This is a genomic window from Pseudarthrobacter quantipunctorum, from assembly GCF_045291495.1.
In the GTDB taxonomy this organism is placed as follows: Bacteria; Actinomycetota; Actinomycetes; order Actinomycetales; family Micrococcaceae; genus Arthrobacter; species Arthrobacter quantipunctorum.
In genome coordinates this window covers 3,179,213-3,201,499 of the sequence record NZ_CP148033.1, presented here as the reverse complement: position 1 = coordinate 3,201,499, position 22,287 = coordinate 3,179,213, and the positions used below count along the sequence as shown (strand labels likewise).

Genomic DNA, 22,287 nt, shown 5'->3' with positions numbered 1-22,287 from the left:
GCCAGGGGCTGTTGAGGGCCCCTCCAGCTTGACCCTGTAAATTTGGAGGCATGACCCCCACCTCCACTGCTGCCATGACCCGCGCCCTCGGCATCTCGCAGGAGATCGAGGATGCGGCCTGGTTTGTGCTGGGCCCGGGCCTGGTGGGCAAGCCGTCGGCGCTGGATGGCCGGACCCTGACCTGGACATCGGAGGCGGCCGCCGAGCTCCTGGAGCGGCTGGAACGGGGCACCCCGGACACCAAGGCCCCCATGATGACTAACCTCCGGCAAAACCTGGCGGGCGCCTCCCGGGAAGCGAAGCAGCTGGCCGTCGAACTGCTGTTCCTGCAGTCCCTTCCGCTGGCCCACGAGGTGAAGTCACTGAAGGTCAAGCGTGCCCGCGTGGCCGAGGCCGCGTCCTGGCTTGAGCCCACGCTGGAGCTGCCGGAGGAGCTCTACCGGGGCATGACGGACCACGGGGTCATCAGGGACCGCACGGCGGAGTTCAACTGGACCATCTGGGACCACCTGAAATGGCTGTGCCGCTTTGTGCAGCACGTGGACCAGCAGCCCACCGCAGCCATCGCTGCCGCGCTGCAGGACCCGGTGGAGTTCCACCGGTTGGCCGCCGCCACCCCGGACGACCAGCCCGCCATCCGCCGCAGCATCGAGTTCCTTACCTGCCCCAGCTACTTCGAGCCCGTGGTGGCGGACGTGGAACGCCAGGAGATCCGGGATGCCTTTGCCTCCCTGGTGGGCGGCGCCAAGGGGGACGCCGAAGAGGACATCACCGCGGACATCCACCGCATCCGCCTGCACCTGGACGAGCAGGCTGGCCAGCGCATCGACTGGTACTCCCGCCAGCTGGTGAGCCAGTGGCGAAAGGTGGGCGATCCCGGGAGGCGGGCCTGGCTGCTGCGCACGCACAGCGACAACACCGAACTGCTCACCGCCTGGCAGGGCGAGGAGAAGGTGACCCTCGACGTCGAACACCTCCGCCTGCTGGATCCCGGCGTGACCGCAGGGCTGGTCCAGCACGCCGTGGACGAGGACTACAGGCACCTGGGCTACGTGGAGCGCGAGGACACCAAGACGGCTGTCTTTGCCTTCCTGACCGTCATGAAACCAGGGGACCTGGTGCTGTACCAGCACGCGGGCACGGTGAGCCTGGGCGTGGTGCTGGGGGAGCCCGAACACAATGACGACAACCGACGCCTGCGCCGCAAGGTCCGCTGGTTCGACGAAGGGCACGCCACCACCAGCCTGCCCCGGCACATCCAGCGGCAGCTGGCCACGCCCGGAATCGTCGTGGACGTGACCAAGGTGGTGCAGGCGCTGCAGGCCCTGCTCCCGGCAGAGGCGGAAACAGGGCCCGACGACGACGCTGAAGCAGCCGCCGTCGCGCCTCCCGTGCAGGAGGGCTTCCGCCCGCTGACCCGCGAGTTCGCCGACACGCTGCACATGGAGCTTGAGCCGCTCCAGGAGATCGCCGAACTGCTGGAGGAGAACCGGCAGCTGGTCCTCTACGGCCCGCCGGGCACCGGCAAGACCTACCTAGCCAAGCACCTCGCGGCGGAACTGGCTGATGACACCACCGACGAGCGGGTCAAACTTGTCCAGTTCCACCCCTCTTACGCCTACGAGGACTTCTTCGAGGGCTACCGGCCGGACAAGACGGACGAAGGCCAGGTGTCCTTCAAACTCGTCGCCGGACCGCTCCGCCGGCTCGCGGAAGAAGCGGCCAAACCGGGCAACGGGAAGAAGCCGTACTTCCTGATCATTGACGAGATGAACCGCGCCAACCTGGCCAAGGTGTTCGGCGAGCTGTACTTCCTGCTCGAATACCGGGACGACCGGATCTACCTGCAGTACAGCCCCAACGAGCCGTTCACCCTGCCGGACAACCTGTACATCATTGGCACCATGAACACGGCGGACCGCTCCATCGCCATGATGGACGCGGCGATCCGGCGCCGTTTCTCCTTCATCGAGCTGCACCCCCAGACCGAGCCGGTGAAGGGCTCGCTATGGCGGTTCCTGCAGGCCCGGCAGCTCGACGCCACGCCCGCGCTGCTGCTCGATGCCCTCAACAGTGCCATCGACGAGTGGGACCGTGATTTGATGATCGGTCCGTCCTACTTCATGAAGCCGGCCGCCCAGAACCCAGCGGGCCTGCGCCGGATCTGGAAATACGAGCTGATGCCGTTGCTGGAAGAGCACTACCACGGCCAGCTCACCAGGGCCCAGCTCGAAGAGCGCTTTGGGCTGGACCGGCTGCTGGAACGCCTTGCCCGGGGCTGACCCAGGCGCCGGCAGTATCGCCCCCGTCCGGTACCTGGTCCTGGATGAACTGTCCCGCGGCATCGTGGAACGGCTCGATCCCGCCAGCGCCTCCTTCCTTAACTCCAGCGGGCTGGCAAAAGCCTCCCCGATGGGACTAGGGCTGTACCGGATCGAACCGGTGGGCAAAGTGGGTTCCGTGCGGACTCCCACAGTGCAGCTGGATGTCCGGCCCAAGGACCGGCTGGGCCTGGGCCGGCTGCTGTTCCTGCTCAGCTATGCAGGTGACCAGGGATTCCGCCCGGACTCGGTGGCCGCGGTGGAGGACCGGGAGCTGTGGAGCGCACTCGCCGAATCTTTGGCGCAGCTGGCCGGGCGGGCCCTGGGACGCGGGGTCCTGCAGGGCTACCTCACGGTGGACGAGTCGCTCCGGACGGTGAAGGGGCGTATCCGCATATCCGACCAGGTTTCCAGGCGCCCCGGCATGCTGGTGCCCCTGGAAGTGTCCTACGACGAGTTCACCGAGGACATTGCCGAAAACCGCATCCTGCGTGCGGCGCTGGAGCGGATGGGGCAGGTGCCGGGCGTGCGGCCGGAGGTGCTGGGCAGGCTGCGCCAGCTCAAGGGAAAGCTCGACGCCGTCACGCGCCTTCCAGCAGCAGCGCCCCTGCCGCGGTGGAAAGCCACCCGCATGAACCTCCGCTACCACCCCGTGCTGCGCCTGGCTGAACTGATCCTGCGCAACGCCTCCGCTGAAGCGGGCCAGGGCACCCAGCAGGCTGCTTCGTTTGTGGTGGACATGGCCCAGGTGTTCGGGGACTTCGTGGGCACCGCACTTCGTGAGGCGATGGCCGCCTACCCGGGGGAGCTCAGGCTCCAGTTCAGCACCCTCCTGAGCGAGGCAGTCAACGACGCCGACCGGCTCTCGGTGCGGTCGGACGCCGTCCACCTCCTGGGCGGGCGGCCCGTGGTGGTGTACAACGCAAAGTACAGGGCGGCCGCTGATCCCGGCGCCTCCCTGACCGTGGACCACTTCCAGATGCTGGCCCACTGCACGGCGCTTGCCGTCCCCACTGCGTGGCTGGTCTACGCCGGCGCCGGTGAGATGAAGCTCCGCCGGATCCTCAACACGGACATCGACATTGTGGAGTTCCCGCTTGACCTGTCCAGGCCGCCGTCGGAAATCCTCGCGTCCGTCCGGGAACTGGCACGCCAGTCCTGGGGCGAGGTGGTCCGGCAGGCTGGGTCCACGCCCGCAGGGTTCCCTGGCTGAGCTTGCGAGGTTAGGGTGCGGGTGGGGACTAGGCCGGAACCCGGAACGTGAAGGTGGTCCCTTCGCCCAGGGCGCTGTCCACTTCAATGGTCCCGCCGTGTGCCTCAACAATGGCCTTGCTGATCGGCAGGCCCAGACCCACGCCGGGAATGGCTGTCCGGCGGACAGTGCTGGCACGGAAGAACTTGGCGAAAACCTCGGACGCGTCTTCCGGGCTCATGCCCATGCCGGTATCGGTGACCCGGCATGCCAGGTGTCCGTCCTCCCGCGCGAGCGAGACCATCACGCTGCCGCCGTCAGGGGAGTATTTGATGGCGTTGGACACCAGGTTATCCAGCACCTGCGAAATCCTGGGCCCGTCCACATGGGCCTCCAGCCGTTCCGGCGTGTGGGCCTCCAGTGCCACTCCTGACGCCGCGGCCCGGGGTATGGCCGAGGAGACGCTGGAGCGCACCAGCTCTGCCACATCAACGGCCTCGGGCGTCACGATCAGCTGGCCGTTCCGGCTGGAGAGAAGGTCCGAAACCAGGGTCAGGAGCCGCTCGGAGTTGCGGCGGATGATTTCGAGCATGTCGCGCTGGACGTCCTCAGGCTCATCACCGAGCAGGATTTCCACATAGCCCAGGATCGAGGTCAGCGGCGTCCGGAATTCGTGCGAGACGCTGGAGACGAAATCATCCTTGGCCGTCAGGGCGTTCACCAGGTCCGTCACATCACTGAAGGCAATGACGGAACCGGCGAACGCGCCGTCGTTGTCCTTCATGGCCCGGGCGGTGGTCACAAAGGCGCGCTGATCGCTCCCCGTGCCCAACCACACAAGGTAATCCGTGAAAGTTTCGCCGAGGACCGCGCGGCGGACCGGCCGTTCCTCCACGGGGACCAGCGTCACGCGGTCCGGCCCGAAGACCAGCAGCTGGGACTCGTTCGGGTCCGCGATGTCCTTGGGCCGCGCGAGCTCGTGGTTGATCCGCTGCCTCCTGTTCATCAGGACATCGTGCCCGTCCGCATCCACTGCAAGGACCCCCAGGTGGACAGTCTCCAGGATCGTGTTAAGCAATGCCCCCTGGCGCTGGCTGGTGCGCAGGTTGTCCTGCAGTTGGGCATCCTTCTCCTCAAGTTCCCGCTGCTGCCGCGTCATGCTGAGCGTCAACACACTGACCGAAACCCCGATGCCGAGCATCATGACAGGGAGGAGCAGGGACCGCGCCAGGTCCTGGGGCGTCGGATTTCCCTCCAGCAGCAGCGGAACCCAGATGATGGCAAGCGGGGCAAGGAAGGACAGCCACAGGGACGTCCGGGGGTAGTATCCGGACGCGCAAAGCCAGATCACCGGGAAAACAGCCAGCAGGCTGATTCCGGTGAGGCTCTCCTGCCCGCCGCCCTCCCGGCCCACCGCAATGGAGACGAAGTCCAGCAGCGGAATGATGAGGAAACTCGTGTACGGCAGCCGGTCCCAGGGGACCAGGTAGCACAGGGCCATGATGACGAGCTGGGACACCAGGAAGGTCACGAACAGCGGGTTGTCCATGGTGACGGGGAAGAAAGCCCACACCAAAAATGCCGTGAGGAGCGTCGTCACGAACAAGGGCATCTGGCTCAGCGCCACGCGGTCCGTCAGCCGGTACTCGTGGAAGGGCCGGCGGAAAAACCTCAGCTTGCCCGAGGACCAGGCCGCGGGGTGGTCCATGGCACGGAACTTGCGGGGCGGGGTGTGTGAGGCCATGCCAGCAGGATATCGGCAGCCAGCTATACTTCAGACGTTGGCTGCTGAGGGGGCGCTATGAGTGATGCACGAGTGGGACTGGTCATCGAGGATGACCAGGACATCCGGGAACTGGTACGCACTGTGCTGTCCCAGGCCGGTTTCGACGTAAGCGTGGCCAGCAGCGGGGCAGAAGGTGTCCTTGTGGCCAAGAACCTCAACCCGGACGTCATCACCCTGGACCTCGGGCTGCCGGACATCGACGGTTTTGAGGTGTCCCGCCAGATCCGCGAATTTTCAGACGCCTACATTGTGATGCTCACGGCCCGCACGGAGGAGCTGGACACCCTGATCGGGCTGGAGTCCGGGGCGGACGACTACCTCACCAAACCGTTCCGCCCCAGGGAGCTGCGCGCCCGCATTGCCGCAATGATGCGCCGTCCCCGTTCGGTCGCCGATCCTGCCGACGCTGTGCCCGCAGATGCCGCAGCCGACGGCGGAGCCGTCCATCCTGAGCGGGGAAATTACAGCCACAACGGGCTGGAACTGAGCTACTCGTCCCGGACCGTGGTTGTTGACGGCAAGGAAATGAACCTGACCCGCACCGAATTCGAACTCCTGCACGCCCTTCTGGAAGCGGGCCGGACCGTCCGGACCAAATCCGACCTGGTGCGCCGGCTGCGGGACGAGGATTACGACGTCGGCAGTTACATCAGTGAGGCGGACGAACGGTCCGTCGAAGTCCACATGGGCAACCTGCGCAAGAAGCTGGGCGATTCACCGCAGAAGCCTCGCTGGCTGCAGACCGTCCGTGGCGTGGGTTACCGCCTGGCGCCGGGAGAGCACTGAGACTGCAGCCGGTGCATGGTCTGCCGGCTGCACTGGTTGATGGGCCGGAGGAATGCGGCGGCCAGCTGCGGCAGGACAACCGCCACATCTGAGTGGCGGGCTTCGCGGCGGAGCTCGCCCTCCAGGTCCATGGCCAGGCTGGCCAGCCGCTCGGCGCCCACCATCTGGCTGGAGGTTTTCAGGCTGAGGACTGCGTCCACGGAACCTTCCAGGTCTCCCGTGGTCAGCGCCAGCCGGAGGCGTCCAATCCGGTGCGGCAGGTACTCGATGAAGTTCCCCACGAAGACCTTGCAGTACCCCTCGTCCTCTTCCAGCTCCTCCCTCAACCGATCGAGAACCGACTGGTCCACCAAGGGCCGGGGGGCATCATCTGCGGCGCTCATGACGGTCCTTTCGGCGGAAACAGTCCCTTCCAGGAAGGGGGCGATTAGGTGGGGCATATGTTTCACTTCAGGTTAGGGGCGTTGCTTTCGCGCGACGGGTTTTAGAAACAGAATTGTGGGTTTCTTGATGAGACTGCGGGTTTACCCCTGACGCCCTGAGCCCGTGGCTTTGCGCCGAATTTCGCGCCTGGTTTGGCCTCCCATTTACATGCCCGGTCCGCAGTCCGGAGAACCCATCCATCCTTCCGGTCCGCACGCAAGAACCGCGGCGGGAATGCCCAAAGATTCGCTCAAGATCCTTTTACGGGCGGTGACTCTGGATGGGAGCAGGCACGCCGGAGCGGCTCAGCGGCCGGTTTCCAGGAAGCGCACCAGCTCCGTTTCCAGGGCGGAACTGTCCTTGAGTTCGCATTCCCACACCGTGAGCACCTGCCAACCTGCATCTTCGAGCAGGCGGCGTTGATTGGCGTCCCGGTCGCGGGTCCGGTTGCGTTTGGCGGCCCAGAACTCAGCGTTGGCCTGGGGCGCGTGCTGGCCCACCCGGCAGTCGTGGAAGTGCCAGAAGCAGCCGTTGACAAAGATGACCTTGCGGCGGCCGGCGAACACCAGGTCCGGGTTGCCGGGCAGCCGGGCGGCGCCAGCTTTGCCGTGCAGCCGGTACCGGTATCCCTTGGCATGGAGGAGCCTGCGCACCAGCAGCTCCGGCTTGGTGTCTTTGCCCCGGATCCGGGACATGTTCCAGCTGCGCCGCTCAGGAGTGAGCTTATCCGCCATGCCTTCAGTCTAGGAGCGGTTAGGATCTCCTAGATTTCGCGTTCGGGCTGTTCGCCGAACTCGAAGTGGCGGCCGCTCACGGCCGTGGGCTCAATCTCCACATAGAAATCCTTCAGTGTGGGCACCCAGGTTTTCAGCCCCAGTTCTTCCACCGCTGCCAGCTCCGCAGAGTTGCTGAGGACGCGGGCCTTTCCACGCAGCACCACGGACCAGGCCTCCTCCGAGAGGATGCCGTCCGTTTCGAAGAGAACCGTGGAGTTGATGGTCAACTGGGCCAGCTTGTTCCCCGGCGCCGTCCGCAGGTAGATCTTCCGGTTGGCCGTGACGTAGTTGACAGGAAAAATATCCGGCTCTCCCGCGACGGAGACCACCAGCCTCCCATGCTTGGTGCCCTCCAGCAGGCGCCAGGACTGCTCGTCGTCGAGTTCCAATACGGGTTGTCCATCCACATGTTCAAACATCATGGAGCCATTCTTCTACCTAATGTAGAAACGCGCCAGAGGGGTTGGGGAACTTTGGGTGCCGGTCAGGAGGTGGAGGTTCCGTGCCGTGAGCAGGTGGCGCTCCAGGCGTGCGGTGATACCTGGACTTTGAGGCGGCGCCCGCACCGCCTGCAGTAGCGCGGCGGTTCCAGCTGAAGCCGGGCAGCGCACTCCTGGTGAGCCGCTCCCTGGGCAGGAACGTCCGACGGCGGTGCGCTGCCGCCGTCGGACGTTTCCTTCGGGTGCGCCTTGCCGCAGTGGCCGCAAAAGCCGCCGGTGGTTGGGCTTGTGGAGCGGTTGGGGATCATAGGGTTTTCTGGAGTTCCTTGATGGGCATGTTGAGGTCCACCAGCAGGTTGAGGTCGGCGGCGGCGGGGCGGCCCAGGGTGGTGAGGTAGTTGCCGACGATGACGGCGTTGATCCCACCCAGGAGTCCCTCGCGCGTGCCCAGGTCGCCGAGGGTGAGCTCCCGGCCTCCGGCGTACCGCAGGACGGTGCGGGGCATGGCCAGGCGGAACGCGGCGATGGCGCGCAGGGCGTCCTTGCCGTCCATCAGCTGCTGGTTTTCCAGGGGCGTGCCCGGCCGCGGATTAAGGAAGTTCAGCGGTACTTCATGCGGTTCCAGGGCAGCGAGTTGCGCCGCCAGTTCCGCACGCTGCTCGAGTGACTCACCCATGCCGATCAGCGCCCCGCAGCACAGTTCCATGCCGGCGTCCTTGACCATGGCGCAGGTCTCCAGCCGTTCCTCATAGCTGTGGGTGGTGACCACCTGGGGGAAGTAGCTCCGTGCCGTCTCCAGGTTGTGGTTGTAACGGTGTACGCCCCATGAAGCGAGCTGGTCCACCTGGCGCTGGGTGAGCATGCCCAGCGAGCAGGCGATGTTGATGTCCACTTCCTCATTGATGCGGTCGATGGCGAACTTGATCTGGTTCATGAGTTTGATGTCCGGCCCGCGGACGGCTGCCACGATGCAAAATTCAGTGGCCCCGGTTGCTGCTGTTTCCTTGGCGGCCTTGACCAGTTCGGGGATGTCCAGCCAGACGCCGCGGACGGGGCTGTCGAAGAGGCCCGACTGGCTGCAGAAATGGCAGTCCTCGGGGCAGCCGCCGGTTTTGATGGAGATGATGCCTTCAACCTCCACGTCCTCCCCGCAATGCTTGAGGCGGACCTCGTGGGCAAGCTCCAGGGCTGCGGGGACGGCAGCATCGGGGAGCCGCAGAACCTCCACCAGCTGTGCTTCCGTGAGGCCGATTCCGTCCTCCAGGACCTGCTGCCGGGCGGTTTCCAGGATTGGGTGTTCCGGGGTGTGGGTAGTGCGTGTCATTGCCGTCCTAGCTTTCGGGTGCGTCTCTTTCCTGACAGTAATTCGGGTCTGAAGGGCCGGTTTTGTGGAAAGGCAACAACGTAGGGGAACCCGTTTTGTTTACAGCAAAAGTCAAGGATTAACGCCACTGAAACAACCCCGTGACCACGCTGTCGTTCGGGCCGAATAGCGTCTCATCAGATCCCTTAGAGACGAAAGCGACGCAATTCCATGAGCAATGACAAAGAGACAACGCAACTGCTGGACCCGCCGGCACAGCCGGGTGGCGCCGTCGTCGGAAGCCTTCCCGCGGCTGCGGCGGGCAACGCTGCCGCACTGAACGCCACAAAGGAAAGCCTGGAGGACTACACGCTCCGGTTCGCGCCGCGCTCCTACCGGAAGTGGAGTGCTGGGGTGGTGGCAACCAGTGCACTGGGCGGGATCGCGTATCTGGCGGATTTCTCAATCGGCGCGAACATTGGCATCGCGTACGGCACCGTCAATGCCATCTTTGGCATCCTGGTGGCCGCCGTGATCATTTTCGCCACCGGCTTCCCGCTGGCATACTACGCGGCGCGGTACAACATCGACCTTGACCTCATCACCCGCGGCTCAGGCTTCGGCTACTACGGGTCGGTGGTCACCAACGTCATCTTCGCGACGTTCACGTTCATTTTCTTTGCCCTGGAAGGCTCCATCATGGCGCAGGGCCTGGAAGTGGGCCTGGGTATTCCGCAGTGGATTGGGTACGCCGCCTCTACCGTGATCATCATTCCGCTCGTGATCTACGGGATGAACACCCTGGCCAAGCTGCAGGTGTGGACCACCCCGCTGTGGCTGCTCCTGATGGTGGTGCCGGTGGGATACCTGCTGGTCTCGCACCCGGAGAGCATCAACACCTTCTTCGCCTACACCGGAGAATCCGGCGACGGCGGCCCGAACCTTGCCTCCGTCATGCTGGCTGCCGGCGTCTGCCTGTCCCTGATGGCACAGATTGCCGAACAGATCGACTACCTCCGTTTCATGCCGCCGCGCACGGAAGCCAACAAGGGTGCGTGGTGGCGGGCGGTCATCCTGGCCGGACCCGGCTGGGTGATCTTTGGGGCCATCAAGCAGATTGTGGGCCTGTTCATTGCCATCTACCTCATTGCAACGCTGGATCCTGCGGCCTCTGCCACAGCCAATGAACCGGTGCACCAGTTCCTGGGTGTGTACCGGGAAATGATGCCGGCCTGGCTTGCCATGACCCTCGCGGTGGTGCTGGTGGTCATTTCGCAGATCAAGATCAACGTCACCAACGCCTATTCGGGTTCGCTGGCCTGGACCAACAGCTTCACCCGCATCACCAAGACCTACCCGGGTCGCATGGTGTTCGTGGTGGTCAACCTGGCCATTGCATTGGTCCTGATGGAAGCCAACATGTTCGACTTCCTCAACAGCATCCTTGGTTTCTACGCCAACTGTGCCATGGCCTGGGTGGTCACGGTTGCGTCCGACATTGCCATCAACAAGTACCTGCTGAAGATTTCCCCCAAGGTGCCCGAATTCCGGCGGGGCATGCTGTACGCCGTAAACCCAGTGGGCTTCATTTCGATGCTGGCGTCCGCGGGGATTTCGATTGCGGTGTTCTTTGGCGCCTTTGGTTCCGCGATCCAGCCGTTCTCGCCGATCTTCGCGGTGGGCCTGGCCTTGGTCCTTCCGCCGGTGCTGGCTTTCGCCACCCGCGGCCGGTACTACCTCCGCCGGACGGACGACGGCATCGACCTGCCGATGTTCGACGCCGACGGGAACCCCAGCGACGCGAAGCTCCTCTGCCACGTCACGAGCATTGAGTTTGAGCGTCCGGACATGGTGCGGTCGGCGCAGGACGCTCCCGACGGCGGCCCGCAGTATGTCTCGTCGCTCGCCTTGTCCACGGACAAGACAGGGGAGCTGGTGTTGCCTCCGCAGAAGTAGGTGGCCTTCGCGGCCACTGGAAAGTGCTTTGAAGTAGGGAAGCCGGCGCGTTCATGCGCCGGCTTTTCTTATGGCTACTTTTACTGTCTCTGTGGTGATAAACCTTTGGCCGTCGCTGTGGATAAGTCTTATCGTCCAAATGTGACCTGGGCTACCCTTAAGTCATTGTCCGGAGTTAGCCGTCTTGAAACTACTGGGGGATTAGCGGCCCATGACATCGATCAACGTCTCTACGCCTTTGAGAATGCGCTCAGCTGCTGCGGGCGCTGTTGTTGCTGCGGCGCTGCTGCTGGCCGGATGCGCGGGCGGGGCGCCGGCGGACCCCGGGACTGTAACCTCCACGCTTACGGGATCGGCCACGGCCAGCTCATCTGCCACCCCGACCCCCACCCCCAGCGCCGTGTACAAGCCGGCCGACGCCTCCGGCCCCGCCCAAAACGTCCCCGTCCCCGTGCTGCCCGAGGTGGCGAAGACGGAGACGAAGGAGGGGCTCGAAGCGTTCGCGAAGTATTGGTTTGAGCTTCTGAGCTATGGATACGAAACCGGCGACACGAAGCCCCTATCCGCCGTCACTAGTTCCTCTTGCACCATGTGTGAACGAGCAAAACAGGTTCAAGAAGGGTGGCATCAAGACGGTCGTTGGCTGGTTGGTGGAAGGGTGACCACACCCTCTGTCAACACCACTTTCAACGAGGCCCCTGGCGGCAACTATCAGGTTGCCGTACAGGTCTCGCAAGAGCCGCTGAGCTATTACAACCCAGACAAGTCGCTAGACAGCATGGATCCCAAACCAGCGGATTCCGGGAGCCTGATGTTGGTGGCATTCCGAGACGGTGCTTGGTTCGTTCAAACAGTTGAGCCGATCGTCGGTTAACGACATGAAAGTCCTTTTCCGGATCTTCTCCGTGGGATTTCTGCTTTGCTCGGTGATTATGCCAATTGGGGCAAGCGCTGACTCATCCGCAATCGTTTCATTGACTCTGGCTGAAGAAAACGAGCCGTCCGCTATGCCGAAGCCCGTGACTTCGCCTCCAAAAGGTCATTGGAGTTCGGGGGGAGCCGGCGTCAGCGGATGGCAGTTGAATCCGGGATCAGGGGATTTTTCCCGTGCCGAGCCGGGCACTGTAAATACCGACCCCAACGAGTACAAGTACGAACTCCAGTGCCACCTCGGTGGGGGCGACTTCGATACTCCTTGCCTAGCCCGGCAGTTGGAGTGCAAGGACGGGCCCGACGGTGAGGATGGAATTCCGGTCACCTGGCTGTCGAGGCCCCGAGGTGTACCCGGCGCCGTGTGGGCTCACCACTCCGGCCCCACCTGCCTTTTCGACGCCAGGCCCGAGGACTTGCTGCCCAGGATCGCAGCCGACATCCAGCGGGAGTTCCAGAGCCTTCCGGTCAACGCTGGAACGGTCGTGGCCCAACCGAGTCCGCACACGTTGCGGGGCGCTGAGACCAACTTCTACGCGGAGGCGGCCGAGCAACAGTTCGACGTCACCATGTTTGGCCAGCAGGTGCACATCGTGGCCACCCCGGTCCAGTACACGTGGGACTACGGCGACGGCACCGTGTTCGGGCCCCAGTCCTCCATGGGCGGCCCGCTGCCGCAGGACCGCTGGGGCGAAAAAACCCGGACAAGCTACGCCTACGGAGCAACAGGCGACTTCCAGGTGGTGCTGACAACCACCTTCCAGGGAACCTACTCGGTCAACGCCGGACCGCCCCTGCCGATTCCTGGCCAGGGCCAGTTCAGCGCCCCTCCGCAAACCATCAGTGTGTGGCGCTCATTGACGCGCAACTACGCCGACGACTGCAATGCCAACCCCCAGGGCCAGGGCTGCCCAGGGGCGGCAAGGTAGCGGAATCCCCTAAGCCTCGAAGTTGCCCGTCCGCCTGCTGTGATTCCCGTCGCAACCGGAATAGTTGCACCTGCATGCCGGTTGCCCAAGGCAGTAAGTCTTTAGCCTTCGAAAGGAACCGCGCATGCTGTTTTCCCCTCTCAACCTCGGCGAACTTGAGCTTCCGAACCGCCTGGTCATGGCACCTTTGACGAGGCTCCGCGCAGGTGAGGCAGGGGTTCCCGGTCCGCTCGTGGCAGAGCATTACCGCCAGCGCGCGTCACTCGGCCTGATCGTCAGCGAAGGCACCTTTCCAACCCCGGCGGGCCGCTCCTACGCCGGCCAGCCGGGCATCGTCACCGAGGAACAGGTTGCCGGCTGGAAGAAGGTCACCGATGCCGTGCACGCCGAAGGCGGCCGCATGTTCGCCCAGATTATGCACGGCGGGCGGGTTTCGCACCCGGACATCACCGGCGGACTTGAACTGGTGGCGCCCAGCGCGGTTGCCATCGACGGCATCGTCCGCACCCCGCAGGGTAAGCAGCCCTACCCGGTGCCGCATGCACTGACCACCGACGAGCTTCCCATGGTGATCCAGGAATTCGTCAACGCATCTCTCAACGCCATCGAGGCCGGATTCGACGGCGTGGAGCTCCACTCAGCCAACGGGTACCTGCTGCACGAGTTCCTGGCTCCGAACTCAAACGTGCGCGACGACAGCTACGGCGGCTCACCCGAGAACCGTGCCCGGTTCGTCATCGAGACCGTCAACGCCGTGGTGGCAGCCGTGGGCGCCAACCGTGTTGGCATCCGAATCTCCCCGGAGCACAACGTGCAGGGCATCGCCGAAACCGACGCCGCTGACGTCCGTGCCACCTACGAGGTACTGGTTGACAGCATCGCCCCGCTCAACCTCGCCTACCTGAGCATCCTGCACCACGAGCCTACGGGTGAACTGGTCCAGGACCTGCGGGCCCGTTTCGGCGGGACCTTCCTGGTCAACACCGGCTTCGGCGTGATCACCACCCGCGACGAGGCAGCGTCACTGGTGGACGCCGGACATGCCGACGCCGTCGTGGTGGGCCGTCCCGCCATCGCCAACCCGGACCTCGCCCGCCGCTGGAAGGAAAGCCTTCCCCTCAACGAGCCGGATCCCTCCACGTTCTACGCGGACGGTGCGGAGGGCTACACGGACTACCCCGCCTACCAGAACTAGGACGGCAGTTAACGACGGCGGCGGCACCCGGCTTGGGTGCCGCCGTCGTTGGCTGCGCGGTGTGCTGTCCCGGCAGCGGGCGCCGCAGGCCATCCGACGGCCTTTGGCTCAAGCTCTGGAAATTTGGCCCGCCGGGTCCTCCAGGATGCCGGCGGTGATCAGATCGTACTCCAGCGAATGGACTTTTACTAGGGCCATATGTGAGCTGCGTCAACCCGCTACAGCAGGGCCTCCCTGCCGGTTCCTTCCTTCATGACCAGCCTGCCGCCGTCGATCGAAACGAGCACGCTTTTTGGCCTGCCGCTCACCTTCGTGATGGCCTTCAGGCCGCGGTTTGTGACCTCGACGCCCACCTGCGCGCCTTTCGCAGGCAGCTCCACGGATACCTCGTTGGCGATGCCAAGGATCGGATTGGTGGAGACCCCGATGTCCCGCCGTGCCTGCTTCCCGTTGACCGTCACGGTGATGTTGGCCTCGTCGAACCCCTCCTGAAAAATGATAAGCAGTTCCCTCATGGTGGCCTCTTCCTCGAGCAATGGGTGCCTGTGACGGCACCTCCACTACAGCACTTTGCCGGCGGCAGCGGAATACCCTTGCCGGGAACACTCGCGGGCAGGGCGGACCCGTGCCCAGCGGTGGAGACGCGCAACCCGGTAAGGCAAGATGTTCTGGTGACTCAACTGCCGCAGGCCCCTTCCGCCCCTTCCGTCTCCCCGAAATCGGACGATGCCATCTACACGCAGATTGCCAATGAGCTGGGTGTCAAAGCCTGGCAGGTGAAGGCCGCGGTTGAACTGCTCGACGGCGGATCTACCGTGCCGTTCATCGCCCGGTACCGCAAGGAAGCCACCGGGACGCTGGACGACACCCAGCTCCGCGACCTCGACGAACGCCTCCGCTACCTCCGCGAACTTGCCGATCGGCGTCGGGCCGTCCTGGAGGCGATTGACGCGCAGGGCCAGCTGACGCCGGAGCTGAAGAAGGCCATTCTTGCCGCGGACACCAAGTCCCGGCTGGAGGACATCTACCTCCCATTCAAAGCCAAGCGGCGCACCAAAGCGCAGATTGCACGGGAAGCCGGCCTTGAGCCGCTGGCCGAGTCCCTCCTGAAACGGCCGGACCTGGACCCGGAGCGCGAATCCGGTAAGTACCTCAACCCCGAACACGCCATCACGGACGCCGCAGCGGCGCTCGCCGGGGCCCGCGCCATCCTGGTGGAACGCGTGGCCCAGGATCCGGACCTGGCAGCCGACCTGCGCGAGCGGCTGTGGGCCCAGGGACGCCTGGTGTCACGGGTGAAGAAGGGGAAGGAAACCGACGGCCAAAAGTTCGCCGACTACTTCGAGTTCGCCCAGGCCCCTGCGGGCATGCCGTCCCACCGGGTGCTCGCTTTGCTGCGCGGGGAAAAGGACGGCGTCCTTGAGCTGGACCTTGCGGAGGCGGATCCAAAGGACGACGACGCCCTTGCCGCCGCCCGCAAGCGCTACGAGTCTGCGGTGGCCAGGTGCCTCGGGGTAACCGACCGCGGACGTCCCGCCGACTCCTGGCTGATCCAGACCGCGCAGGTGGCGTGGCGGTCCCGCCTGCTGTCACGGCTCACGGCCGACCTTCGGGGCAGGATGTTCGCAGCCGCCGAGGACGAAGCCGTGCGGGTCTTCGCGGCGAACCTGCGTGACGTCCTTTTGGCCGCCCCCGCAGGGAACCGGGCCACCCTGGGGCTGGACCCCGGGCTCCGGACCGGCGTCAAGGTGGCCGTGGTGGACGGCACCGGCAAGGTCGTCGCCACCGACACCGTGTACCCGCACGCCCCGGCACGGAAGTGGGACGAAGCATTGGCAACGCTGGTCGGGCTGGCCCGGCAGCACAGGGTGGAACTCGTGGCCATCGGAAACGGCACGGCGTCCCGGGAAACCGACAAGCTCGCGGCCGAGCTGATCAAGCGGCTGCCGGACGTGGACCGCAAGCCGCAGAAGCTGGTTGTCTCCGAAGCGGGGGCATCCGTGTATTCCGCCTCGGCCCTGGCTGCGGCAGAACTTCCTGGCATGGACGTGTCGCTGCGCGGCGCTGTGTCCATCGCCCGCCGTCTCCAGGACCCGCTCGCGGAGCTGGTGAAGATCGACCCCAAATCCATTGGCGTGGGCCAGTACCAGCACGACGTGACGGCCTCAAAGCTGGACCGCAGCCTGGATGCGGTGGTAGAGGACTGCGTGAACGCCGTGGGCGTGGACGTCAATACTGCCTCGCCGGCGCTGCTCAGCCGCGTTGCCGGCGTCGGGCCCTTGCTCAGCGAAAACATCGTGGCGTACCGGAACGAGCACGGGCCCTTCGCCAGGCGCACCGACCTGAAGAAGGTGCCGCGGCTGGGGGCGAAGGCGTTCGAGCAGTGCGCAGGCTTCCTCCGGATCAACGGGGGACCCGAACCGCTGGATGCCTCCAGCGTCCACCCCGAGTCCTACTCGGTTGCCCGAAAGATCCGGGCCGCTGCCGGATCGGCCGCGGCCTCATCGCTGGACCCCCGCGAATTCATGGACGAGACGTTCGGCCTGCCCACGGTGCAGGACATCCTTTCCGAGCTGGACAAGCCGGGACGGGACCCGCGCCCTGCGTTTGCGGCCGCGGCGTTCGCCGACGGGATCGAGAAGATCGCCGACCTCAAACCCGGGATGGTCCTGGAAGGAACCGTGACGAACGTTGCGGCGTTCGGCGCGTTCGTGGATGTTGGCGTCCACCAGGACGGACTGGTGCACGTGTCCGCCATGGCCAACCGCTTTGTCTCCGATCCGCGGGAAGTGGTCAAGTCCGGCCAGGTGGTCCGCGTCAAGGTGCTGGAAGCGGACCCGGACCGGAAGAGGATCTCACTGACACTGCGGCTCGACGACGATCCCGCCGCCGGCAGGACGGGTTCCGGACGCGCTGGCGGCAGGGAGCAGGGCGCAGGACGCGCCCCTGAGCCGAACGCGGGAAGCCGCAGGGAGCAGGGCGGCAAGCCGGCGCGGAACGTGCCATCGCCGGGCCGTCCCTCGGCGCCGCCGGCACCGGCCAAAAAGGAAGCGCCGGTCAATACAGCCATGGCCGAGGCATTGCGGAAAGCCGGCCTGGGCAAGTAGCCGCTTTCGAGGAGGGCTAAGCGAGCGACAGGACGAACGCCAGGACGAAACCCGCCGCGGTGCTGAGGGCCACGGCCGGTCCGCCGTGTTCGTAGGCTTCCGGCATCAGGGTATCCGCCAAGGATGCGATGACGGCTCCGGCGGCGAAGGCCAGTGGTATGGAGATGGCTTCCGGGTCGGTCCCGGACAGCGGCCCTGCACCAACAACGACGGCGATGACCAACAGGGCGGCACAGGCCACCCACAGGCCGATGATGCTGACGGCCGACCGGCCCTGGCTCCGCATGGAGGCTGAACCTACCAGCGCTTCAGGGAAGTTGGAGACAAAGATCGCGGCCAGCAGTGCCAGCCCGCCCGTTCCTTCGCCCAGGGAGATTCCCAGGGCAAGGTTTTCCGGGACGCCGTCCAGGGTGACGGCAGCCAGCAAGGCCAAGCCTGCCGCTCCGGCTGTCGACGCCGACGTGGGGCGTTTGTCCCTTGCCGCCGCGTCAGTATCGAGCTTGGCGCTGCCCTGGAACTCGTCCGCCGCCTTGGCCCGCTTCGCGTCTCCGGCCTGGGCCCACCGGTCCAGCAAGGCGCTCAGGACAGTAAAGACCACTGCACCCAGCATCAAGCCGATAGCGGCACGGATAATGCCGCCGCGTTCGTAAGCGTCCTCAAACAGTTCGAAAGCGAGGGCGGTGATCAGCGAACCGGCGGCGAAGGCCAGGAGCATGGCCAGCAGCCGCTTGGGGAGTTCGAACCGGACACCGATGACGGCACCCAGAACCAGAGCACTGGATGCTATGACGCCAAACCACAGCGACATCATCATCCGGCAAGTATAGGAGCGTCCGGTTGACGTGGGAAGACTTGGTTGTGCCCGTTTGAAAGGTGGGCTTTCGGCACCAAGAGGTTTTCTGCAAAGGTGGATTCATGACGTATTTCCTCGAGTACACGATTCCTGCAGCACCCGAAGACGCCGGGTTCGACTTCCCCCATGATGAGATCAACCCCGGCACCACCATTCCGCTCTCGGAGACCGGCGCCGAAGTCATCCACACCCCGGAACTCCCGGCCAGGACCGGCATCATCGGTGCCACCGTTCCGGAAGCGAAGCTTGAAGCTGAGCAACTGCTCACCCATAGCCGTGCCGCCGAGGGTTCCCTCTACTTTGATCCGTCCAACTCACTTCAGGCCGGGGTTGGAACGCTCGTGGCCACGTTCAGCGAAGGCCGGGGCTGGCAGGACGCCTGATGTCCTGCCCCTGGCCCTGCTGCCGGCTTTGACCCCGGACACCGAGAGAGCCGGTGACCACCCTCGGCCAGCCGAACTGCGTCCGCACCCCGGGGGAGTAGAGGACCGATTCGGGCGGGCCGCCCACCTCGATGCCCGCCGAGCTGATGAGGCCATCCTGAAGCTCGTGGACATCAGCGTGGTGTAAAGCCCAGGGTTCGTGGGTGTTGGGTATGTGGATGGTCCGTCCGAAGAACCTGCTGTGCAGCCCGAACCGTGCTGTGACGTGGATGGACAGGGGGTCATCGGCCACTGATCCCAGATCGGGAGTGACGCTGAAGCGGCTGGCCGCGCCCTTCCGGAATCGGCTAACGGAGTAGCCGCTGGTGCCGCCGCCCGTGCCTTCAGGCGTCCCCGGCGGTGTTCCCCACGACCGGATGCGGGACCACACATAGGGTATGCCCGCTTGCCGGGCAGCCAGGACAACAGGAAGCCGGTTCGCGTCAAGGCTCAGGAACACCACGCCCCTGGTTCCGTCCGGCTCCCGGGAGTAGAGGCGCACATTGACCTCATTGAAGCTGCCCAGGTACGGAATCCCAGGGCCGCGACCTATTCCGGCGCCTTTCATCCGGAAGCCGATGAGGCCCACCCAGGAAGAGCCGTCGAAAACGTCCGGCTCCACCCCTGGCGGCATGAACCGGGCAGCGGATGATTCCGGGATCCGCCAGTGCAGGAAGACCGCATCAAGCCAGCGCTGGGCCATGATGGCCGGCAGTGGCAGTTCAGGCGGGTCTGGCCACAGTGCCGCGGCGCTCAGGTGCTTGTTCACGTGCGAAGCCTACCGGAGACCGGCGGCTCAGCCTGCAGAAGCCGCCGCTGGCTCGGCGGGCTTGGAGGATTCCTTCTGCCAGGGCCAGCGCCCGGTGATCTCCAGTTCAAGGGAGAAACTGAGGAACGTACGGATCAGCACGATGATGGCCAGGACCCCGACGCTTTCGAACGTGGGGGTGACAGCCACCGTGCGGATGATGTCGGCCGCAACCAGCAGCTCCAGGCCCAGAAGTATGGAGCGGCCCAGCAGTTGCCGGTAGGAGCGGTAGAAGCTCAGCCTGTCCGCGCCGGGGGGAAGGTTGCGTGGCTGGTGCCCGCGGAGCGCCAGGGGAATGGAGATGAGCGCGCCGATCACCATGACGGCAACGCCCGCAAAGTCGACGAACTCTCCAACAGTCTCGATGATGTGCCGAAAATCCATGGTTCACGCCTTCCTCTGCGCCCGCCGGTCCAATCAGCCAGCCTAATGCCGGCGCTCTCAGCCAGGCCGCAGCTACGCGCTCGCAGCCACGCCGCAGCTACGGGTGGCGGATCCCGGTACCGGCAAGGACCGCCCGGTAGCCTTCCCGGAATGTTGGATAGGTGAACGTGAATCCGGTACTGAGCAGGAGACTGTTGCGGCAGCGCTTGTTGCCGCCCCGCGCCGGCCCTGCATCGCCCGCCGGGGGCTCGGTGAGGCCCATTTCCGTGGCGAGGAAGCGCAGCACAGTCCCGAGGTCGGCAGGATCGTTGTCCACGCCAACGTAGGTGGCTTCGGGCCTGGCGGCCATCGTGGTGAGATGGACGATGGCAGCCGCAGCGTCGTCCCGGTGGATGCGGTTGGTGTACCTGACATCCTCCGGAATAACGGCGGAACCGTTGCGGACCTGGTCGATCAGGCGGGTGCGGCCAGGGCCGTAGATGCCGCCCAGCCGGAGGGATGTGGCCGTGGTGGCCAAGCCGCTGAACCGGGCCTGGATGAGCTGCTCGGCTTCCAGCAGGACGCGTCCGGAAAAGCCGCCGGGCGCAGCCGGCGTACGTTCGTCCACCCAGCCACCTGCGGCATCGCCGTACACAGCCGTGGAGGAAACGAAAAGCACCCGGCCCGGCTGGACGCCGTCGCGTTCCAGGGCGTCGAGGACGTGGGTGAGTCCATCCACGTAGCTCGCGCGGTAGGCGTCTTCGGAGGGCGAATCGGCAGCAACGGCTATAACGACGGCGGTGGTGTCGGCGGGAACGGGCGGCAGTTCCGGCGCGCTCAGGTCGGCCGCGACACCTTCGATGGCGGACGGCAGCTTTGCGGGGGAGCGGCGCCAGCCCACCACGCGGTGGCCCAGCGCGTGGAACCGCAGCCCCGCTTCAGTTCCCAGGTCACCACAGCCGGCTAGGAGGATGGTCATGGGTTACGGTGCCTCCACCGGGAAGAACACGCGCGGGTCCTGCAGGAGGGCCGGATAGGTGAACGCGGAACGGTCGATGATTTCCGTGACCTTGAAGTTCCTGCCGAACCTGCCGTCCTCCAGCGTGATGGGCCGGCCGACGACCTGCCCCACCGCAAACTTCGCACCGTGTTCGAACGGGACAGCAACGGGAGTCTTGCCGGGGAGGGTAGAGAATGCTTCCTCCTGCGCCAGACGCTTGCGGGTGGGCTTCTTCACCAGCTGCTTCGGCGGTGCCTTGCGGGACTGCCGGGACGGGCGCCGGGACCCGTCGTCGACGAAAACGGGGGAGTAGTCCGCGTCCGCACCCGACGCATCAGCGGCGGCAGCGGGGCTCCCGTTGACCGGCGGAAGGGCTACGGTATCCAACAACTGGGGGTCGACGTCGTCATGCGGAGACCTCAGGATCCACAGGATGTCACCCTCAGGCTCCTGCGGCAGGAACTCATGCCGGGGCTCGGGCCAGACGTAGTCCATCTCCGGTACCGCATCGGTGAAAAGCGGCGTGTAGAACTTGGGTTCCTTGCGTACCAGCTTTGAGCGGTGGCTCAGGTGGAAATCCGGGTCCCCAAGCCACGGCGGCATGGGGATCTTCGCCGCGTAGTCCGGGTGGGCTGCCTGCGGCGCGAACTCCGCGATGTTGGCGCGGGTGTTGTCCGGGTGGCCGCGCTGGGTCCACTCGTCCACCATTGCCAGCCCATACATGGTGAGGGCGGGCACGTACCCCATCCACATCCGGATGGCCGGGTGCGTCTGCCAGCCGTAGCCGGGAATCACCAGGGCACGCAGCGTCTGCAGCGCCTCAACGCGCTGCTTGCCCAGCCTGGCGGTGTCCAGGGCAGCGGCGCTCTGCCGGAAATCAGGGTACGGGAGGAAGGTTTGCATCCCTTCAGTCTGACGGCACCCGGCGGATGTGCCAATTGCAGTGCCACGGACCACATGCGCGGGACCCGGATGTTCACATAGTGGACCTATGCATACGCGGGCACTCCCGAACCACTAAGATCACCGCAACCACCCCAGCGTTTTGGAAGCTCCCTCATGACATCAACACCTGAAAAAACCACTGCAACCATCCCTTCGCTGCCCCGCTACGGGCAGATGCTGGGCCCGGAAGCAAAGGGCATCCTTGTCCTCGACGAGTTCACCCTTGATCCCGCCGCGGCCCGCAAGGACCAGCACCGCTTCCGCGACGGCATGGCCGCGGTCGCCCTGACTATGCGCCGCATCGCCGCGCTCCGCATCGTGATCGCCATCGTGGCCATCGGAAACCTGCCGCTGTTCCTGCTCTCGAGCGGCTGGTGGATCTACGGCGTTTCCCTCACCCTCGTGGTTGCCGTCCACGCCGCCGTCACCTGGCTGAACCGGCACGAGCCGCGGCTGAAGCAGCGCTCAGCCCTGGAACTGCACAAGCACCGCGAAAGCAGCGCGAACTACCGCAAGGTCCGCGATGCCGTGAAATACATGATCGACACCCCCGCCCGGATGAACGAGCACCTTTACCTTGAGCTGCTCGCCGCCAAGCGGGTCGCCCTCAACCTGGCCCACGGCACGGTCGCCCTGCTGGACACCAGTGATGACTCGGCGTGGAAGGTGCGGATTGTCCGGGAGTTGCCCGGCGCGGCGTAGGGTCCGTCCCAGGCTGCGGCCTGGAAAGCCATTAAAGAACGACGCCGGCA

21 protein-coding genes are annotated in these 22,287 nt (G+C 65.3%); 10 read left to right on the top strand and 11 right to left on the bottom strand.

Annotated elements, in window-relative coordinates; genetic code table 11:
- Nucleotides 1–50 precede the first annotated feature (50 nt).
- Nucleotides 51–2,282: an McrB family protein gene (locus WHH00_RS14505; RefSeq protein WP_406633842.1), complete on the top strand. Its 2,232-nt coding sequence runs from the start codon at nt 51–53 to the stop codon at nt 2,280–2,282.
- Entirely contained in the window at nt 2,269–3,534 is a 1,266-nt protein-coding gene (locus WHH00_RS14500; RefSeq protein ID WP_406633840.1) for a 5-methylcytosine restriction system specificity protein McrC, read from the top strand. Before WHH00_RS14505 ends, WHH00_RS14500 begins: the two co-directional genes overlap by 14 nt.
- Nucleotides 3,535–3,562: 28 nt before the next feature.
- Here WHH00_RS14500 and WHH00_RS14495 read toward each other — a convergent pair whose 3' ends face one another.
- On the bottom strand, nt 3,563–5,221 hold the full coding sequence (locus tag WHH00_RS14495) for a sensor histidine kinase (RefSeq protein WP_406638618.1): 1,659 nt from the start codon (nt 5,219–5,221) through the stop codon (nt 3,563–3,565).
- Nucleotides 5,222–5,314: 93 nt separating this feature from the next.
- Here WHH00_RS14495 and WHH00_RS14490 point away from each other — a divergent pair, with 93 nt between their 5' ends.
- Entirely contained in the window at nt 5,315–6,085 is a 771-nt protein-coding gene (locus WHH00_RS14490; protein WP_406633838.1) for a response regulator transcription factor, read from the top strand.
- On the opposite strand, the gene WHH00_RS14485 is transcribed toward WHH00_RS14490, so the two are convergent.
- From WHH00_RS14485 to bioB, 4 genes are all read right to left on the bottom strand, one after another.
- Complete coding sequence (locus WHH00_RS14485) at nt 6,058–6,468, bottom strand: Hpt domain-containing protein (protein WP_231457397.1); 411 nt, start codon at nt 6,466–6,468, stop codon at nt 6,058–6,060. The genes WHH00_RS14490 and WHH00_RS14485 overlap by 28 nt on opposite strands.
- Nucleotides 6,469–6,813: 345 nt before the next feature.
- Entirely contained in the window at nt 6,814–7,242 is a 429-nt protein-coding gene (locus WHH00_RS14480) for a very short patch repair endonuclease (protein ID WP_406633836.1), read from the bottom strand.
- A gap of 29 nt (nt 7,243–7,271) precedes the next feature.
- On the bottom strand, nt 7,272–7,706 hold the full coding sequence (locus WHH00_RS14475) for a pyridoxamine 5'-phosphate oxidase family protein (RefSeq protein ID WP_406633834.1): 435 nt from the start codon (nt 7,704–7,706) through the stop codon (nt 7,272–7,274).
- A 322-nt stretch (nt 7,707–8,028) separates the two neighbouring features.
- A complete protein-coding gene (gene bioB, locus WHH00_RS14470) occupies nt 8,029–9,048 on the bottom strand; it encodes a biotin synthase BioB (protein ID WP_406633832.1) in 1,020 nt (339 codons plus the stop codon).
- 210 nt (nt 9,049–9,258) lie between these two features.
- On the opposite strand from bioB, the gene WHH00_RS14465 reads away from it, so the two are divergent.
- The 4 genes from WHH00_RS14465 to WHH00_RS14450 all read left to right on the top strand — a co-directional run bounded on the left by WHH00_RS14465 (nt 9,259) and on the right by WHH00_RS14450 (nt 14,037).
- Nucleotides 9,259–10,983 (top strand): purine-cytosine permease family protein, encoded by a 1,725-nt coding sequence (locus tag WHH00_RS14465; protein WP_406633830.1) that lies wholly within the window; start codon nt 9,259–9,261, stop codon nt 10,981–10,983.
- A 211-nt stretch (nt 10,984–11,194) separates the two neighbouring features.
- A complete protein-coding gene (locus WHH00_RS14460; RefSeq protein ID WP_406633828.1) occupies nt 11,195–11,857 on the top strand; it encodes a DUF6318 family protein in 663 nt (220 codons plus the stop codon).
- A 418-nt stretch (nt 11,858–12,275) separates the two neighbouring features.
- A complete protein-coding gene (locus WHH00_RS14455) occupies nt 12,276–12,842 on the top strand; it encodes a hypothetical protein (RefSeq protein ID WP_406633826.1) in 567 nt (188 codons plus the stop codon).
- Between the two features lie 124 nt (nt 12,843–12,966).
- Entirely contained in the window at nt 12,967–14,037 is a 1,071-nt protein-coding gene (locus WHH00_RS14450) for an alkene reductase (RefSeq protein ID WP_231457035.1), read from the top strand.
- 218 nt (nt 14,038–14,255) lie between these two features.
- On the opposite strand, the gene WHH00_RS14445 is transcribed toward WHH00_RS14450, so the two are convergent.
- The gene (locus WHH00_RS14445) at nt 14,256–14,552 is read right to left on the bottom strand and encodes a hypothetical protein (RefSeq protein ID WP_231457036.1); all 297 of its coding nucleotides are present in this window, start codon (nt 14,550–14,552) and stop codon (nt 14,256–14,258) included.
- Nucleotides 14,553–14,708: 156 nt separating this feature from the next.
- Here WHH00_RS14445 and WHH00_RS14440 point away from each other — a divergent pair, with 156 nt between their 5' ends.
- Nucleotides 14,709–17,144: a Tex family protein gene (locus tag WHH00_RS14440; RefSeq protein WP_406633823.1), complete on the top strand. Its 2,436-nt coding sequence runs from the start codon at nt 14,709–14,711 to the stop codon at nt 17,142–17,144.
- Nucleotides 17,145–17,160: 16 nt separating this feature from the next.
- Here the strand turns inward: WHH00_RS14440 and WHH00_RS14435 are convergent, their stop codons facing one another.
- Nucleotides 17,161–17,958 carry a ZIP family metal transporter gene (locus WHH00_RS14435; RefSeq protein ID WP_406633821.1) on the bottom strand — a complete coding sequence of 266 codons (798 nt, stop codon included), beginning with the start codon at nt 17,956–17,958 and terminating at the stop codon, nt 17,161–17,163.
- A gap of 101 nt (nt 17,959–18,059) precedes the next feature.
- Here WHH00_RS14435 and WHH00_RS14430 point away from each other — a divergent pair, with 101 nt between their 5' ends.
- Nucleotides 18,060–18,380 (top strand): hypothetical protein, encoded by a 321-nt coding sequence (locus WHH00_RS14430; protein ID WP_406633819.1) that lies wholly within the window; start codon nt 18,060–18,062, stop codon nt 18,378–18,380.
- On the opposite strand, the gene WHH00_RS14425 is transcribed toward WHH00_RS14430, so the two are convergent.
- The 4 genes from WHH00_RS14425 to WHH00_RS14410 form a co-directional block, all read right to left on the bottom strand.
- The gene (locus WHH00_RS14425) at nt 18,349–19,188 is read right to left on the bottom strand and encodes a YqjF family protein (protein ID WP_406633817.1); all 840 of its coding nucleotides are present in this window, start codon (nt 19,186–19,188) and stop codon (nt 18,349–18,351) included. The genes WHH00_RS14430 and WHH00_RS14425 overlap by 32 nt on opposite strands.
- A gap of 27 nt (nt 19,189–19,215) precedes the next feature.
- Complete coding sequence (locus tag WHH00_RS14420; protein ID WP_406633815.1) at nt 19,216–19,611, bottom strand: DUF1622 domain-containing protein; 396 nt, start codon at nt 19,609–19,611, stop codon at nt 19,216–19,218.
- A gap of 97 nt (nt 19,612–19,708) precedes the next feature.
- On the bottom strand, nt 19,709–20,569 hold the full coding sequence (locus tag WHH00_RS14415; protein ID WP_406633813.1) for an SDR family oxidoreductase: 861 nt from the start codon (nt 20,567–20,569) through the stop codon (nt 19,709–19,711).
- 3 nt (nt 20,570–20,572) lie between these two features.
- Nucleotides 20,573–21,493, bottom strand: coding sequence for an MSMEG_6728 family protein (locus tag WHH00_RS14410; protein ID WP_406633811.1), 921 nt, complete (start codon nt 21,491–21,493; stop codon nt 20,573–20,575).
- A 156-nt stretch (nt 21,494–21,649) separates the two neighbouring features.
- Between WHH00_RS14410 and WHH00_RS14405 the strand changes: the two genes are divergently transcribed.
- Nucleotides 21,650–22,237: a hypothetical protein gene (locus WHH00_RS14405; RefSeq protein WP_406633809.1), complete on the top strand. Its 588-nt coding sequence runs from the start codon at nt 21,650–21,652 to the stop codon at nt 22,235–22,237.
- The last annotated feature ends 50 nt before the right edge of the window (nt 22,238–22,287 follow it).